Origin of the sequence: Saccharopolyspora kobensis (genome assembly GCF_900108315.1) — a bacterium.
Taxonomy (GTDB): Bacteria; Actinomycetota; Actinomycetes; order Mycobacteriales; family Pseudonocardiaceae; genus Saccharopolyspora; species Saccharopolyspora kobensis.
In genome coordinates, this window is the sequence record NZ_FNVB01000009.1 from 385,219 (window position 1) to 400,137 (window position 14,919).

Annotated in this window: 12 protein-coding genes and 1 other RNA gene; all 13 read left to right on the forward strand. The window is 71.6% G+C overall.

Annotation, left to right across the window (positions count from 1 at the left end):
- Nucleotides 1-82 precede the first annotated feature (82 nt).
- The 13 genes from cobC (at nt 83) to C4T78_RS29095 (ending at nt 14,916) form a co-directional block, all read left to right on the forward strand.
- Nucleotides 83-1,132, forward strand: a complete 1,050-nt coding sequence (cobC, locus tag C4T78_RS29035; RefSeq protein WP_093351980.1) for an Rv2231c family histidinol phosphate aminotransferase CobC — start codon at nt 83-85, stop codon at nt 1,130-1,132.
- Nucleotides 1,113-1,994 (forward strand): Nif3-like dinuclear metal center hexameric protein, encoded by an 882-nt coding sequence (locus C4T78_RS29040; protein ID WP_093351982.1) that lies wholly within the window; start codon nt 1,113-1,115, stop codon nt 1,992-1,994. Before cobC ends, C4T78_RS29040 begins: the two co-directional genes overlap by 20 nt.
- Nucleotides 1,991-2,722 carry a zinc ribbon domain-containing protein gene (locus tag C4T78_RS29045; RefSeq protein ID WP_093351985.1) on the forward strand — a complete coding sequence of 244 codons (732 nt, stop codon included), beginning with the start codon at nt 1,991-1,993 and terminating at the stop codon, nt 2,720-2,722. Before C4T78_RS29040 ends, C4T78_RS29045 begins: the two co-directional genes overlap by 4 nt.
- A complete protein-coding gene (locus C4T78_RS29050) occupies nt 2,719-3,813 on the forward strand; it encodes a bifunctional RNase H/acid phosphatase (protein ID WP_093351987.1) in 1,095 nt (364 codons plus the stop codon). The genes C4T78_RS29045 and C4T78_RS29050 overlap by 4 nt, the downstream gene beginning before the upstream one ends.
- A gap of 310 nt (nt 3,814-4,123) precedes the next feature.
- Nucleotides 4,124-5,395 (forward strand): ROK family transcriptional regulator, encoded by a 1,272-nt coding sequence (locus tag C4T78_RS29055; RefSeq protein WP_235863500.1) that lies wholly within the window; start codon nt 4,124-4,126, stop codon nt 5,393-5,395.
- Complete coding sequence (locus C4T78_RS29060) at nt 5,392-6,732, forward strand: ABC transporter substrate-binding protein (protein ID WP_093351989.1); 1,341 nt, start codon at nt 5,392-5,394, stop codon at nt 6,730-6,732. The genes C4T78_RS29055 and C4T78_RS29060 overlap by 4 nt, the downstream gene beginning before the upstream one ends.
- Nucleotides 6,732-7,712, forward strand: coding sequence for a carbohydrate ABC transporter permease (locus C4T78_RS29065; protein ID WP_177247572.1), 981 nt, complete (start codon nt 6,732-6,734; stop codon nt 7,710-7,712). Before C4T78_RS29060 ends, C4T78_RS29065 begins: the two co-directional genes overlap by 1 nt.
- Before the next feature lie 90 nt (nt 7,713-7,802).
- Nucleotides 7,803-8,654: a carbohydrate ABC transporter permease gene (locus C4T78_RS29070; RefSeq protein WP_093351991.1), complete on the forward strand. Its 852-nt coding sequence runs from the start codon at nt 7,803-7,805 to the stop codon at nt 8,652-8,654.
- Nucleotides 8,655-8,656: 2 nt separating this feature from the next.
- A complete protein-coding gene (locus C4T78_RS29075; RefSeq protein WP_093352152.1) occupies nt 8,657-9,913 on the forward strand; it encodes a 6-phospho-beta-glucosidase in 1,257 nt (418 codons plus the stop codon).
- Nucleotides 9,910-10,881, forward strand: a complete 972-nt coding sequence (locus C4T78_RS29080; protein ID WP_177247573.1) for an N-acetylglucosamine kinase — start codon at nt 9,910-9,912, stop codon at nt 10,879-10,881. The genes C4T78_RS29075 and C4T78_RS29080 overlap by 4 nt, the downstream gene beginning before the upstream one ends.
- A 135-nt stretch (nt 10,882-11,016) precedes the next feature.
- Nucleotides 11,017-11,407, forward strand: an RNA gene (gene rnpB, locus C4T78_RS29085) — RNase P RNA component class A.
- 430 nt (nt 11,408-11,837) lie between these two features.
- Complete coding sequence (locus tag C4T78_RS29090) at nt 11,838-14,057, forward strand: DUF8728 domain-containing protein (protein ID WP_093351994.1); 2,220 nt, start codon at nt 11,838-11,840, stop codon at nt 14,055-14,057.
- A gap of 562 nt (nt 14,058-14,619) precedes the next feature.
- Nucleotides 14,620-14,916 (forward strand): hypothetical protein, encoded by a 297-nt coding sequence (locus C4T78_RS29095; RefSeq protein ID WP_093151701.1) that lies wholly within the window; start codon nt 14,620-14,622, stop codon nt 14,914-14,916.
- The last annotated feature ends 3 nt before the right edge of the window (nt 14,917-14,919 follow it).

The following is a 14,919-nucleotide window of genomic DNA, read 5'->3' on the forward strand; positions in this document are numbered from 1 at the left end:
CATGTCGTCGGAGCGGGTGCGGAGCGCGGACGCGGCGGCTTGCCTCGACGGGGACGATTTCGCGCTGGTTAGACTTCCGGCGATGAGCAGCGGGCACGAACGGGATTTGTTGCGCCACCACGGCGATGTGGACGCCGAGAACGGACTGCTCGACTTCGCGGTCAACGTCCGGCTGGACCGCCCGCCGACGTGGCTCCGCCAGCGCCTCGCGGCGGCCCTGGACGGCTTGGGCCGCTACCCGTCGGCCGCCGACGACCTCGCCGCTCGCGCGGCCGCCGCCGCCCGCCACGGTCGCGACGCCGACGAGGTGCTGGTGCTCGCGGGCGCGGCCGAGGGCTTCGCGCTCCTGCCGTCGCTGCGCCCCCGGTCGGCCGCGCTCGTGCACCCGTCGTTCACCGAGCCGGAGCTGGCGCTGCGCACCGCCGGTGTCGAGGTCACCCGGGTCCAGCTGGACCCGGCCGACGGCTACCGGCTGGACGCCGACGCCGTGCCGGAGCAGGCCGACATGGTGGTGCTCGGCAACCCGACCAACCCGACGTCCGTGCTGCACCCGGCGACCGAGATCAAGCGGCTGCTGCGGCCGGGCCGGATCGTGGTCGTCGACGAGGCGTTCAGCGACACCGTGCCCGGCGAGCCGGAGTCGCTGGCGGGCTGCCGGGAGCCGGGTCTGCTGGTGCTGCGCAGCCTGACCAAGATGTGGGCGCTGCCCGGCTTGCGCGCGGGCTACGCGCTCGGTGCGCCGGAACTGCTCGCCGAGCTCGGCCGGACCCGCCCGCACTGGCCGGTCAACTCGCTGGTGCTGGAGGCGGTCGTCGCCTGCTGCGAGCCGCCCGCGCTGGAAGAGTCCGAGCGGGCCGCGGCGGAGTTCGAGGAGCACCGGGCCGGGCTGGTGGCCGAGCTGGCCGCGATCCCGGGCCTGCACGTCGCCCTGCCCGCGCGGGCGCCGTTCCTGCTGCTGCGGGTGGACGGCGGTGAGCAGGTCCGGGCGGAGCTGCGGGCGCGGGGAGTGGCCGTCCGGCGCGGCGACACCTTCCCCGGCCTGAGCGACGGCCACATCCGGGTCGCGGTGCGCGATCCGGAGCAGAACGCCTTGCTGGTCAAGGCTTTTCGCGATGTTCTGGGATGGGGGTGAACCGGTGGCGGTTCGGATTCGTGATGTGATCGAGGCGCTCGAGGTGGCCTACCCGGCCGACCTGGCGGAGAGCTGGGACGCGATCGGGCTGGCCTGCGGCGACCCGGAGGCGGTGGTGCAGCGGGTGCTGTTCTGCGTCGACCCGGTCGAGGTCACTGTGGACGAAGCGGTGGATTTCGGCGCACAGCTGGTGGTTTCGCACCACCCGCTGATGCTGCGCGGCGTGCACGGCGTGCCCGCCGACGATCCCAAGGGGCGCATCGTGCACCGGCTGATCCGCGCGGGCATCGGCCTCTACACCGCGCACACCAACGCCGACAGCGCGGTGCAGGGCGTGTCGGACGCGCTGGCCGCGGCGATCGGCCTGACCGTGACCGGCCCGCTGGCTCCGCACGCCGAAGGCGCGCGCACCGGGCTGGGCCGGATCGGCGAGCTGCCCGCGGCCGAGCCGTTCCGCGACTTCGTCGCGCGCGTGGCGCACAACCTGCCGACCACGGCCTGGGGCGTGCGCGGGGCCGGCGACCCGGAGCGCCCGATCCGCACCGTGGCGGTGTGCGGCGGCGCGGGCGACTCGTACCTGGCCACCGCCGCGGCGGCCGGCGTCGACGCCTACGTGACCGCTGACCTGCGGCACCACCCGGCCGGTGAGCACATCGCGCGCGCCGGTGTGCCGGGCACCGACGTGCCCGCGCTGGTGGACGTGGCGCACTGGGCCAGCGAGTGGCCGTGGTGCCAGCAGGCCGCGGACATCGTGGCCGCCGCGCTGCCGGATACAGTCGAAGTCCTCGTTTCCACCCGCCGAACCGATCCGTGGACGCTCCACGCCGGTGCGGCATCAGACCCAGGGAGGGCGCTGGCGTGAAAGCCGACCCCGCCGTGCAACGACGGCTGCTCGATCTCGCGGACGCGGACGCGGAGCTCAACCGCGTCCAGCACCGTCGGCGGTCGCTGCCCGAGCTGGACCAGATCGGCGAGGCCGAGCGGGAGGTGCGGGCCAAGCGCGACGAGCTGGTGGTGGCCGAGACCGCGTTCAGCGACCTCGACCGCGAGGTCAAGCGGCTGGAGAACGAGGTCGAGCAGGTGCGCAAGCGGGAGCAGCGCGACCGCGACCTGATGGCCGCCGGAGCCTCGGCCAAGCAGCTGGAGGACCTGGAGCACGAGCTGCAGACCCTGGCCCGCCGCCAGGGCGTCCTGGAGGACGAGCAGCTGGAGGTCATGGAGCAGCGCGAAGCGCTGGAGACCAACGTGACCAGGTCCCGCGAGGCGCTGACCGAGGCCGAGGAGCGGCTGACCGAGGTGCAGGAGCGCCGTGACGAAGCTCTCTCCGGGCTCGAATCCTCGGAAGCCCGGCTGCAGCGCGACCGCGACCTGATCACCAAGGCGCTCCCGGACGAACTCGTCGCGCTCTACGACCGCATCCGGTCGCGGGGCGGCGTCGCGGCCGGCCTGCTGCAGGGCTCCCGGTGCGGCGCATGCCGGATCGAGCTCGACCGCACGGCGCTGAACGAGGTGCGCGAGGCGGCCGACGACGACGTCGTCCGGTGCGAGGAGTGCGGCGCGATCCTGGTGCGCACCGGGGAGAACCGGTGAGCTCGGCGGTCCTCGTCGAGGCCGACGGGGGTTCGCGCGGCAATCCCGGCCCGGCCGGCTGCGGGGCCGTGGTGCGCGACGCCGAGACCGGTGCGGTGCTGGCGGAGCGCTCGATCGGGTTGGGCGTCGCGACCAACAACGTCGCCGAGTACCAGGGGCTGATCGCCGGGCTGCGGGCGGCCGCCGAGCTCGGAGCCGTCGAGGTCGCGGTGCGGATGGACTCCAAGCTGGTCGTCGAGCAGATGGCGGGCCGCTGGAAGGTCAAGCACGCGAACCTGCAGCCGCTGGCCGCCGAGGCACGCGGCCTGGTCGACGGGTTCGACCGCGTGAGCTTCGAGTGGGTGCCCCGGGCGGCGAACGCGCACGCGGACCGGCTGGCCAACGAAGCGATGGACGAGCAGGCGGGCGGGAACGAGCAGAGCGCGCGCACCCGGCCGTCCGGTTGGCTCGGCGCCAACGGCACGCCCACGAAGATGCTGCTGCTCAGGCACGGTCAGACCCCGCTGTCGGTGGAACGGCGCTACTCCGGTCGCGGCGACGTCTCGCTGACCGAGCTGGGCGAGCGGCAGGTGCGTGCTGCGGGCGAGCGGCTGGCCGCGATGGACGGGGTGATCACCCCGGACGGCGTGGCCCCGGTGATCGCCTCGCCGCTGACCCGCACGCGCCAGACCGCGCAGGCGGTGGTCGACGCGACCGGCGGCGAGCTGCACTTCCACGACGGTCTGCTGGAGACCGACTTCGGCGAGTGGGAGGGCCTGTCCTTCCAGGAAGCCGCCGACCAGTTCCCGAAGCTGCACGGCGAGTGGCTCGGCGATCCGAGCGTCGTGCCGCCGGGCGGCGAGAGCCTGGACGCGGTCTACCGGCGCGTCACCGCCGCCCGCGACGACCTGGTGGCGCGCTACGCGGGCCGGACGATCATCGTGGTCAGCCACGTGACGCCGATCAAGGCGCTGCTCCGGCTGGGCCTGGGCGTGGGCCCCGAGTTGTTCTACAGCCTCCACCTGGACCTGGCGTCGCTGTCCATCGTGGAGTTCTACCCGGACGGCCACTCCTCGGTCCGGCTGGTCAACGACATCTCGCACTGGCAGTGACCCCCGCCGCCGAGGTCGTCCCGTGCCGGGTCCAACGCGATTTCAATGGAAATTCGACGTCTGATTTCCATTGAAATCGCGTCGATCCCGACGCGCGCGGGCGTGTCGGTCGCCGACGCGCCGGTGCTCCCGCAAGTTCCATTGAAATCGAAGACTTGATTTCCATTGAAATTGCGTAGGTCACGCTCGTCGCGCGCGGCCCTCGCCCGCCGGCGGCCGGTGGCCGTCTCTGGTGCAGACCATTGACATGTGTGAGGTGGGTTACTAGCGTCCCTGAAACCGTATGGGAAGTTAACGGATAGGGGCGCTGGTGGTTCGGGAGGCGAGCGGATCGCGGGACGGCAGCCCGCGGTTGCTGCGGGAGATCAACGATCGGGCCGCGATCGAGGCGATGCTGCGGCGCGGCGCGCTCACCCGGGCCGAACTCGAAGCGGCCATCGGGCTCTCCAAACCGGCGACCGTTTCGCTGCTGGCCAGGCTGGAGAAGGCCGGCATGGTGCGGCGCGGCGAGCTGCGCGGCGGCAACCGCGGCCCGGCCGCCCAGATGTGGTCGGTCAACGGCGATCTCGCGCACGTCGCGGGCGTCAGCCTGGTGCCCGACGAGGTCGACGTGGTGATCGCCGACATCACCGGCGAGATCCGCGTGCAGCACCGCAGCGCACTGCCCTCCGGCGCCGGTGCGCCCGAAGCGTTCGCCGAAGCGGTGGTCGAGGCCGCCGGGCGCGTCGGCCTGCACTCCGATCAGCTCGCCAAGGTCGTCGTCGGCGCGCAGGGCGGCGTCGACCCGGCCACCGGGCACCTCGGATTCGCCCCGCACCTGCCCGGCTGGGAGGGCTTCGACGTGCCCGGCAGGCTGCGCGAAGCACTGGGCACCGACGTCCTCGTCGACAACGACGTCAACCTCGTCGCGCTGGTGGAGATGACCACCGGCCGCGCCCGCGACGTGCGGGACTTCGTCCTCGTCTGGCTCGGCGACGGGCTCGGCGCCGCGGTGGTGATCGACCGCGTGCTGCACCGCGGCGCGACCGGCGGCGCCGGCGAGATCGACTGGATCCGGGTGCCCGACCGGGCGCGCCAGGACACCGGCGTCGACCGGACCGGCGACCGCCTGGGCCGGCTCCTCAGCTACCGCTCGATCAACAAGCTCGCCCGGGCGCACGGGATCAAGGCCCGCAACGCCGTCGCCGCCGTGCAGGCGGCGCGCGCCGGCGGGGCCGACGGGCGGGCGTTCCTGACCGACCTCGCGCGGCGGATCGCCACCGGCGTCGCCGGCGTGGTCAGCGTCCTGGACCCCGAGCTGGTGCTGCTGACCGCCGAGATCGCGCAGGTCGGCGGCCCGGAGCTCACCGACCTGGTGACCGCCGAGCTGCACCGCCTGGTGGTGCCGCGGACACCGGTCGAACCCGCGCAGTGCACCGATGACGCGGTGCGCGCCGGTGCGCTGCAAGTCGCTCTCGGGCTGGCCCGGGAACAGGTCTTCGGGCTGCCCGTCACCGCGGTGGGGGTTCGGTCCGTCCCGCACGAGGAGCAGTCCCGGCCGGGTGCGGGTGTCCAGCAAGGCACTGAGGAGGAGGCGCGATGAGATCGAGGTCCCAGGTCAAGCGCGGTCTGTTAGCCCTCGCGACCGCGACGGCGGCGCTGGTGGCGGCGTCCTGCACCGCCGGGTCCGCGGCGGACGGTCCGCAGCCCGCGCCGGGCCCGGACGAGCAGGTCACCATCACCGTGTCCAGCCAGTTCACCGATCGCGAGCTGGACGTGCTCAACCGGGTGCTCGACGGCTTCCACGCCAAGCACCCCAACATCACCATCAACAGCCAGGGCAACCAGGACGACGACAAGATCACCCAGGCCATCCGCGGCGGCAACCCGCCGGACGTGGCGATCTCGGCGGAGACGATCAACCTCGGCCAGTTCTGCTCCAGCGGCGCCTGGCAGGACCTCGGGCCCTACCTGCAGCGCGACCAGGTCGACATGAACCGGATCGTCAAGGTCGCCCAGGAGTACACCGAGTACGAGGGCAAGCGCTGCGCGATGCCGCTGCTGGCCGACGTCTACGGCCTGTACTACAACGCCGAGGCCTTCGCCCGGGCGGGCATCACCGAGCCGCCGAAGACCATGTCGGAGCTCACCGACATGGCCAAGCGCCTCACCGAGTTCAACCCGGACGGCTCGATCAAGGTGGCCGGCTTCCTCCCGGTGCTGGGCTCGCAGGCCAACCACCCGTGGAACTGGGCGCCCCACTTCGGCGCCTCGTGGATGGACGAGCAGGGCAAGTCCTCGCTGGGCACGGATCCGGCCTGGCAGGAGATGTACCGCTGGCAGAAGGAGCTCGTCGACTTCTACGGCTGGGACAAGCTGGTGCAGTTCACCTCCGGGCTGGGCCAGCAGTACTCCGCCGACAACGCCTTCCAGCGCGGCAAGATCGCGATGATGATCGACGGTGAGTACCGCACCGGCTTCATCGACCAGTACGCGCCGGAGCTGCGCTACGGCACGGCGCCCTTCCCGGTCGCCGACGGCAGGCCCGAGCTCTACGGGACCGGGTTCGTCACCGGCACCATCATCGGCATCCCGCGCGGCGCGGAGAACGCGGGCGCGGCCTGGGAACTGGTCCGCTACCTGACCACCGACACCAACGCGCTGGTCGAGCTGGGCAACGGGCTGAAGAACGTGCCGACCACCACCGAAGCGCTGCACGATCCGCGGGTGCAGCGCAGCGAGCAGTACCAGACCTTCCTCGACCTGTTCGACAACCCGCAGCTGGTGCCGAGCCCGCCGAGCCCGAACGGCAGCGCCTACATGAAGTCCGCCGAGGACTTCTCGGTGAAGTGGCAGAGCGGCCAGGTCGGCGACCTCGGTGCCGGGCTGCGGGATCTGGACGCCCAGATCGACGCGGCCAAGGCGCTCGGCGGCAACTGATGACCGCGACGCTGGAGAGGACGGAGCCGGGGCGCACCGCCCCGGCCCGGTCCCGCAGAGCGCGCCGCAAGCGCCTGCAGGTGATCGGGTTCATGTCGCCGTGGATCATCGGCTTCAGCCTGTTCTTCGCGTATCCGCTGCTGGCCACCGGCTACTTCTCGCTCACCAGCTACGACCTGCTCAGCCCGCCCGACTGGGTCGGCCTGCGCAACTACGCGTACCTGCTGTTCGGCGACCCGGTGGTGCGCATCGCGGCGGCGAACACGCTGTGGCTGGTCCTGGTCCTCACGGTGCTGCGCGTGGTGTTCGCCCTCGGGGTCGCCGCGGTGATCGCCCGGCTGCGCCGCGGCGTGGGGCTGGTCCGCACGCTGTGCTACCTGCCCGCGCTGGCCCCGCCGGTCGCCGCCACGCTCGCGTTCACCTTCCTGTTCAACCCCGGCACCGGGCCGGTGAACGGGCTGCTGAGGACGCTGGGCATCGACGGGCCGCTGTGGTTCAACGACCCGGCGTGGGCGAAACCGGCGCTGACCCTGCTGACGCTGTGGGGCTGCGGCGAGCTGATGATCATCATGCTGGCCGCGCTGCTGGACGTCCCGCAGGAGCTGCACGAGGCGGCGGCGCTGGACGGCGCCGGCCCGATCGGCCGCTTCTGGCACGTCACGCTGCCGTCGATCGCGCCGGTGCTGCTCTTCGGCGTGGTCAACTCGATCATCTTCTCGCTGCAGTACTTCACGCAGGCGCTGGTGGCCGGGGCGGTGGCCTCGGGGCAGGCCGAGGTGGTGGGCAGCAGCAAGGTCGTGGGCTTCCCGGACAACGCGACGCTGACCTTCCCCGCCTGGCTCTACCAGCAGGGATTCCACTACTACAACATGGGTTACGCGGCGACGATGGCCGTCGTGCTGTTCGTCTTCTCGCTAGGCTTCACCGCCCTGCTGATCCGCCGGATGCGCGGCGGCACCAACGCCGAGGAGGTGGGCTGAGTGTCCGAGCCCGACGCGAGAGGTTCCACGGCGACCCGGAACCGGGGCGGGGGAGACGGCGACTTCGCGCGAAATCGCCCTCCGGTAGGCGTGAATCGCGCCGAATTCGCGCGGAATCGGCGTCATCAGCGGCTGCACTGGATCGCGGTGCACAGCCTCGGGCTGGCGCTCGGGGTGATGTTCCTGATGCCGCTGGTGTTCGTCTTCCTCACCGCGGTGATGTCCGACGAGCAGGCGCTGACCGCGAACCTGTGGCCGCAGGAGTGGCACTGGGAGAACTTCGCGAAGGTCTTCACCGAGGCGCCGATGCTGCGCTTCCTGCTCAACAGCCTGCTGTACTCGACGCTGGCCACCGCGTTCATGCTGGTCTCCAGCATCCCGGTGGCCTACGCGCTGGCCAAGCTGCGCTGGCGCGGCCGCGGCGTGTCGTTCATGCTGGTGATCGCGGCGATGATGCTGCCGCCGCAGGTCACCGCGGTGCCGCTGTACATCCTGTGGGCCCGCTTCGAGCTGACCGGCACGCTCTGGCCGCTGATCATCCCGCACCTGTTCGGCGACGCCTTCAGCATCTTCCTGCTGCGGCAGTTCTTCCTCACCATCCCGCGGTCCTACGTGGACGCGGCCAAGGTGGACGGTTGCTCGGAGTTCACCGCGATGCTGCGGATCGTGCTGCCGATGGCCCGGCCGGGCATCGCGGCCGCGGCGATGTTCTGCTTCCTCTACACCTGGAACGACTTCTTCGGCCCGCTGCTCTACGCCGGGGAGAACCAGCAGTCCTGGACGCTGTCCATCGGGCTGGCCTCGTTCCGCGGCATGCACCGGGTGGAGTGGAACCTGACGATGGCCGCCACCGTCCTGGTCATGCTGCCGGTCATCGTGCTCTTCCTGTTCGCCCAACGTGCTTTCGTCCGCGGCATCACCTTCACCGGAGTCAAGGGGTGACCATGAAACTGACGGTGGTGGGCGGTGGTTCCACCTACACGCCCGAGCTGATCGACGGACTGGCCCGGCGCCGCGAACCGGCGATCGAGGAGATCGTGCTGGTCGACCCGGACGCCGAGCGGCTGGACGTGGTGGCCGAGTTCTGCCGCAGGCTGCTGCGGGAGGCCGGGCACCCGGCCCGGCTGCGCACCACGCCCGACGTGGTCGAGGCGGCGACCGGGGCGGCGGCGGTCCTGCTGCAGCTGCGCGTCGGCGGCCAGCAGGCCAGGTACGGCGACGAGACGTTCCCGCTGGAGTGCGGTTGCGTCGGCCAGGAGACCACCGGCGCGGGCGGGCTGGCCAAGGCGCTGCGCACGGTGCCCGTGGTGCTCGACATCGCCGAGCACGTGCGTGCGGTCGCGCCGGAGGCGTGGATCGTCAACTTCACCAACCCCGTCGGCATCGTGACCCGCGCACTGCTCGCCGAAGGGCACCGCGCGGTGGGGCTGTGCAACGTCGCGATCACCTTCAGCCGCTGGATCGCGCAGCTGCTCGACGTCACGCCGGATGCGGTGCGGCTGGAGCACACCGGCCTGAACCACCTCACCTGGGTGCGCGGTGTGCAGGTCGACGGCCGCGACGTCCTGCCGGACCTGCTCGGCGAGCACGCCGAGGCGATGTCCGAGCACATCGGACTGCCGCCGGAGCTGTTCCGGCGGCTGGGCGCGGTGCCGTCGTACTACCTGAAGTACTTCTACGCGCACGACGAAGTCGTCGCCCAGCAGCGCACATCGCCGCCGCGGGCCGCAGTGGTCGCCGACGTGGAGCGCGATCTGCTCAAGCGCTACGCGGACCCGGCGCTCACCGCCAAACCGGAGGAGCTGTCCAAGCGCGGCGGCGCCTACTACTCGGAGGCGGCGGTGCAGCTCGTGCACTCGCTGACCTCCGGCGGGCCGGCCGAGGAGCACGTCGTGAACGTCCGCAACGACGGCGCGCTGCCGTTCCTGCCGGACGACATGGTGATCGAGACGAACTCCACTGTGGACGGCGAAGGTGCTGAGGCGCTGCCGGTGCGGCCGCTGGAACCCGCGCTGGCCGGGCTGATCGGCCACGTCGCGGGCTACGAGCAGCTGGCGCTGGACGCGGCGCTGCGCGGCGGCCGCGACCGGGTGGCCGACGCGCTGCTGGCGCACCCGCTGATCGGCCAGCACGCGATCGCCGACCAGCTGGCCGACGAGCTCGTGCAGCGCAACGCCCAGTTCCTGCCGTGGGCCCGATGAAGCCCGCGGTGCTGGCCATCGACGGCGGCAACAGCAAGACCGACGTCCTGCTCATCGCCGACGACGGCTCGGTGCTGGCCTCGGTGCGCGGGCCCGGAGCATCGCCGCAGCACGTCGGTGTGCGGCGCTGCATGGAAGCCCTCGCCGAGCTCGCGACCACGGCCGCGGCGCGGGCCGGGCTCCCCGCCGGCCCGCCGTTCGCCCGGCACACCGCGGCCTGCCTGGCCGGGGCGGACCTGCCGCGCGAGGAGGACGAACTGCGCCGGGCCATGGCCGAACTCGGCTGGTCGGAGACGCTGTCGGTGGACAACGACACCTTCGCGCTGCTGCGCGCCGGGACCGACGACGGCGTCGGCGTGGCGGTGGTGTGCGGGGCGGGCATCAACAGCGTCGGTGTCGCCGCCGACGGCCGGGTCTCCCGATTCCCGGCGATCGGCCGGATCTCGGGCGACTGGGGCGGCGGGGCGTTCCTCGGCCAGGAAGCGCTGTGGTGGGCGGTGCGGGCCGAGGACGGTCGGGGCGCACCCACCGAACTGCTGCCCGCCGTCGTCGCCCACTTCGGCAAGCGCAGCGCGGCTGAAGTGGTCGAGGCGCTGCACTTCGGCGAACTCGACCACGACGTGCTGCACCAGCTGTGCCCGCTGCTGTTCGAGGTCGCCGAGGCGGGCGATGCGATCGCCACCGAACTCGTCGACCGCCAGGCCGAGGAGATCGGGCTGCTGGCCTCGGTGTCGCTGCGGCGGCTGGACCTCCTCGACGCACCGACGGTGGTGCTCGGCGGCGGCGTGCTGGCCGGAGCCGGGCGGCGGCTGCTCCCCGACATCCACCGCCGGTGCGCGAAAGTCGCCCCGGAGGTGGAGGTCCGCCTGGTCGAAGCGCCTCCCGTGATCGGCGCCGGGCTGCTCGGCCTGGACCGCATCGGCGCCGACCGGGCCGCGGCGGACAACCTCCGCCGGACGGCTGGCTGAGCAGGTGCGTGCCGGGGGCGGAACCCGGCACGCACCCGGCATGCATCGGGCCGGGCACCCGCGGTCCGGGATCCGCCACCCGAACCGCCTCGCAAGAGGAGCCCGGAACCAATCATCTAGACTCGGCGGTGCGGATGAGTCGGCTGGGTGACCGCGGCGGGAGCGATCCCGTCGAGGAAAGTCCGGACTCCACAGGGCAGGGTGGTTGCTAACGGCAACCCGGGGCGACCCGCGGGACAGTGCCACAGAAACCAGACCGCCCGGCGGACTCCGCCGGGTAAGGGTGAAACGGTGGTGTAAGAGACCACCAGCACCCCGGGTGACCGGGGTGGCTGGGTAAACCCCACCCGGAGCAAGGCCAAGAGGACGCCCCAGGGCGTCTGCGCGGACGATCGAGGGCGGCCCGCCCGAGTCCGCGGGTAGGCCGCACGAGCCTGTCGGCAACGGCAGGTCGAGATGGATGGTCACCGAAGGGCAGGCCGCGAGGCCTCCAGAACAGAATCCGGCTTACAGGCCGACTCATCCGCTATACCGGTGGTCATTTCGCGTGGCGGAACCCCAGCGCCCGCCTGGACTCCGGGACCCTGATCTGCGAACTCGCCGCACCGCTGATGTCTCGGGGCGAGCGGTCGGCGTTCGGTGGAAGCCGCAGCTTCCCGCATCGATGGGCTGCCTGGTGGCCGTCGTCCGGAGTCGGTGACCCTGCGTGCGGCTCTCGACTCGGACGGGTTAATCTCGATCTGCGTGGGATGGGCGTTTTGCGAGGGGTATCCCGCGCGGATGCGGAGGGTGACGGCGTTGGGTTCTTAGCATCGGATGCTCGATGTCGGACGACCACGTCGTCCTCACGGACCTGCAACGCCGCCCGGACATTCCGCCGCCAGCAGGCGCCACCACTCCTTTCTTTCGCGCGCGGTCGCAGCGCGCGCTGATACACCTCTTCCGGAGAGCGAGCCATGACGAGATTCGCGGCGCCCAGCGCCGGGGAGCACGACGAGATCCCGGCCGGGTCGGCCGGTGGGACCGAGGTCGGGACCAGCACCGGCCCGCAGCCGGCCGGACGTCCGTTCCGGGACGCCACCGCGTGGCTGATCGGCGGGCTCTCATTGCTGGTCAGCGTGCTGTTCCTGGTCGTGAACCTGGCCTACAACCAGTGGAACTTCATCCCGCCGGTCGACGACGCCTACATCCACCTGCAGTACGCGCGCCAGATCGGCAGCGGGCACTTCCTGCAGTACAACACCGGTGACCCGATCAGCACCGGCGCGAGCAGCCTGCTCTACGTGCTGATCCTCGGCGGTGCCTACGCGCTGGGCGTGACGGGCTCGGCGTTCCTGCCGTTCGCGATGCTCTTCGGCGCGCTGTCCCTGGCGCTGACCGCCGCGCTGACCTACCGCCTCGGCACCCGGCTCGCCGGCCGCGGCGTCGGCATCAGCACCGGCCTGCTGGTCGCGCTGAGCGGCCCGCTGGCCTGGGGCGCCACCAGCGGCATGGAGATCGCGTTCGTCGCCTTCCTGCTCGTCGCGCTGCTGCTGGTGTTCACCGGCGAGCGCGCGGAGAACCGCTTCCGGTGGACGCCCGTGGTCGCGGTGGCCGCGGCGCTGACCCGCACCGAGCTGCTGGTGTTCGCCGCCGTGCTGAGCGTGGCGATGGTCTGGCACATCGTCGCGCACGCGCGCGGCACCAAGGCCCCGTGGCTGCGCGTGCTCGGCCGGGTCCTGTGGATCGGCCTGCCCGCGTACGCCGCGGTGGCGCAGTTCGCCTTCTACCGGATCGTGACCGGTTCGGCGGAGCAGAACGGCGTGCTGGCCAAGTCGCTGCTGCACATGCCCGCCGTGTACCCGCTCGAGGTCGCGGACAAGGCGCTGACCAACCTGCGCATCTTCCTGACCGCGTTCACCGGGCTGACCACCTACGACTACGTCTTCCCCGGCGCGCTGCTGCTCGCGATCCTCGGCGTGGTCGGGCTGTTCCGCCGGGCTCCGCAGTGGCGCGGGCTGTCGCTGGCGGTCGGCATCGGCGTGGTGCTGGTGCTGGCGTCGGTGTCGACGCTGGAGTTCGCCGACGTCCACCACATGCGCTACGTGCAGCCGCTGCTGCCGGTCCTGCTGCTGTTCGCCGTCATCGGGATCCACTCCGCGGCGCAGCTGTTCCCGACCGCGCGGCGCTCGGTGCTGATCGGCGGTGTCGTGGTGGCGCTGCTGTTCAGCGCTTCCCAGCTGCCCGCCTGGAGCCTGCGGCAGTCCCAGCAGGCCGCGGGCATCCGGGACCAGCAGGTCACCATCAGCAACTGGATCAAGGGGCACCTGCCGCAGGACGCCAGGGTCGCGGTCAACGACGTCGGCGCGCCCGCCTACTTCTCCGAGCGCTACATCGTCGACCTGATCGGCCTGGCCACCAACGGCTTCGCCACCCCGAACCTGCACGGCCCCGGCAGCCTCTACGAGGAGCTGAAGTACCTGCCGGAGGACCGCAGGCCGGACTACTTCGTCATCTTCAACTCGTGGAGCGTGCACGGCCTCGGCGAGGGCGGCCTGTTCGGCCGGGAGCTGATCACCTTCGAGCTGAAGTCGCCGCGGTTCTCCTACACCACGCCCAGCGGCGGATCCGCCTGCCAGGCGGCGCGGTTCTGCAGCAAGGTGACGATCTACGAAGCCGAGTGGGACGCGCTGGGCTCCGGCGACCTGCCGCTGCGGCAGCCCGCCGGGCAGATCCGCGACCGCCTCAACGTCGCCGACCTGCGCGACGAGGAACGGCACGACTACCAGGTCGTCCCGGCGCACCAGGGCTTCCAGCCGCGCACCCACCTGCGCACGATCACCGGCCCGGACGGCGGCGACGTGGTGGACAGCGGCAGGCACGTCGTCGGCGGCGAGTCCTTCACCTTCGAGAACCTGGTGCCCGGCCAGGAGCTGACCATCGTCGGGCGCGTCGACGCGACCGAGCCGGCGGCGGGCGAGCCGACCGGCTCCCGCGCGGTCCAGGTCCGGGCGAACGGCGAGACGGTGGGCACCTGGGAGTTCGAGGCCGACCCGCGCGGCTGGGCGGAGACCACCTTCACCATCCCGGCGGAACTGGTCACCGAGCCGACGCTGACCATCGAACTCGGCCCGCTGCAGGAATTCCTGGGCCCGTACCCGGACTACGCCGCCTACACCTACTGGGCCGTGCAGTGAGCCTCTGAACTGCGAAGATCCTGATCCGAACGCCCCGGCCAGCGGTCGGGGCGTTCGGCTTCCCGGATCCGGGCAGGTGAACCGTCCACTGTGCACTCACGGGTCGCTCGGACGGTGGCCCTGCCCGTCGGTCGCTGTGCACGGGCAGCTACGCTGAGGCATCGCGTCTAGATCACTTCAGCCCGATCCCGCTCCGCGACTTCACATTCGCGTGATCCGGTCGGGTGCATCATGACGCGATGTGCGGAAATCCACTGGATGACCGAGTCGTGCACGATGCGTAACGAAGGGGTTCGCAAGCGGGTGAACAGCCACGAGATTCCAGGCGGGAACCGACCTGGTGAGCGCGTTTTTCCCGATGGTGGGCCGAAAGCGGCATCCCCGAACGGCCTATTCGCGGCGTGATGGCACCCGGTCGGCACCTCCGCCTCCCGCCACTCCCGAACTCGCAACCACTACTTCTGGTGACCATGTCATGTTCTACTCGTACCTGCGCGCCGGATCACCACCGGCGCGCTGAGGTACCGGCCCGACGACACTCCGCGCACTCAGGGGTAAAGAGATGATCGCCACGTCGCTGGACACACTGGCGCAACTGGACGTACTGGCGCAACAACCGGGACAGCTGGGCACCGGCGGCATTCAGGGCTGGATCCTCGAGAACCTGCTCCCGCTGCTGCTGCTGACCGTCGCGATCCTGCTGCTGTGGCTCGGTGGTGGCAAGGGCGACAACGCCGGGGTCATGCGGCGCGTCGGCGGTGTGATCGTCGCGCTGGCGATCATCGGCCTGGCGGTCACCACCAACGCCGGGGTCAACATCGGGACGTTCATCGCCGGCCTGTTCAGCTCCGGGGGCTGACCA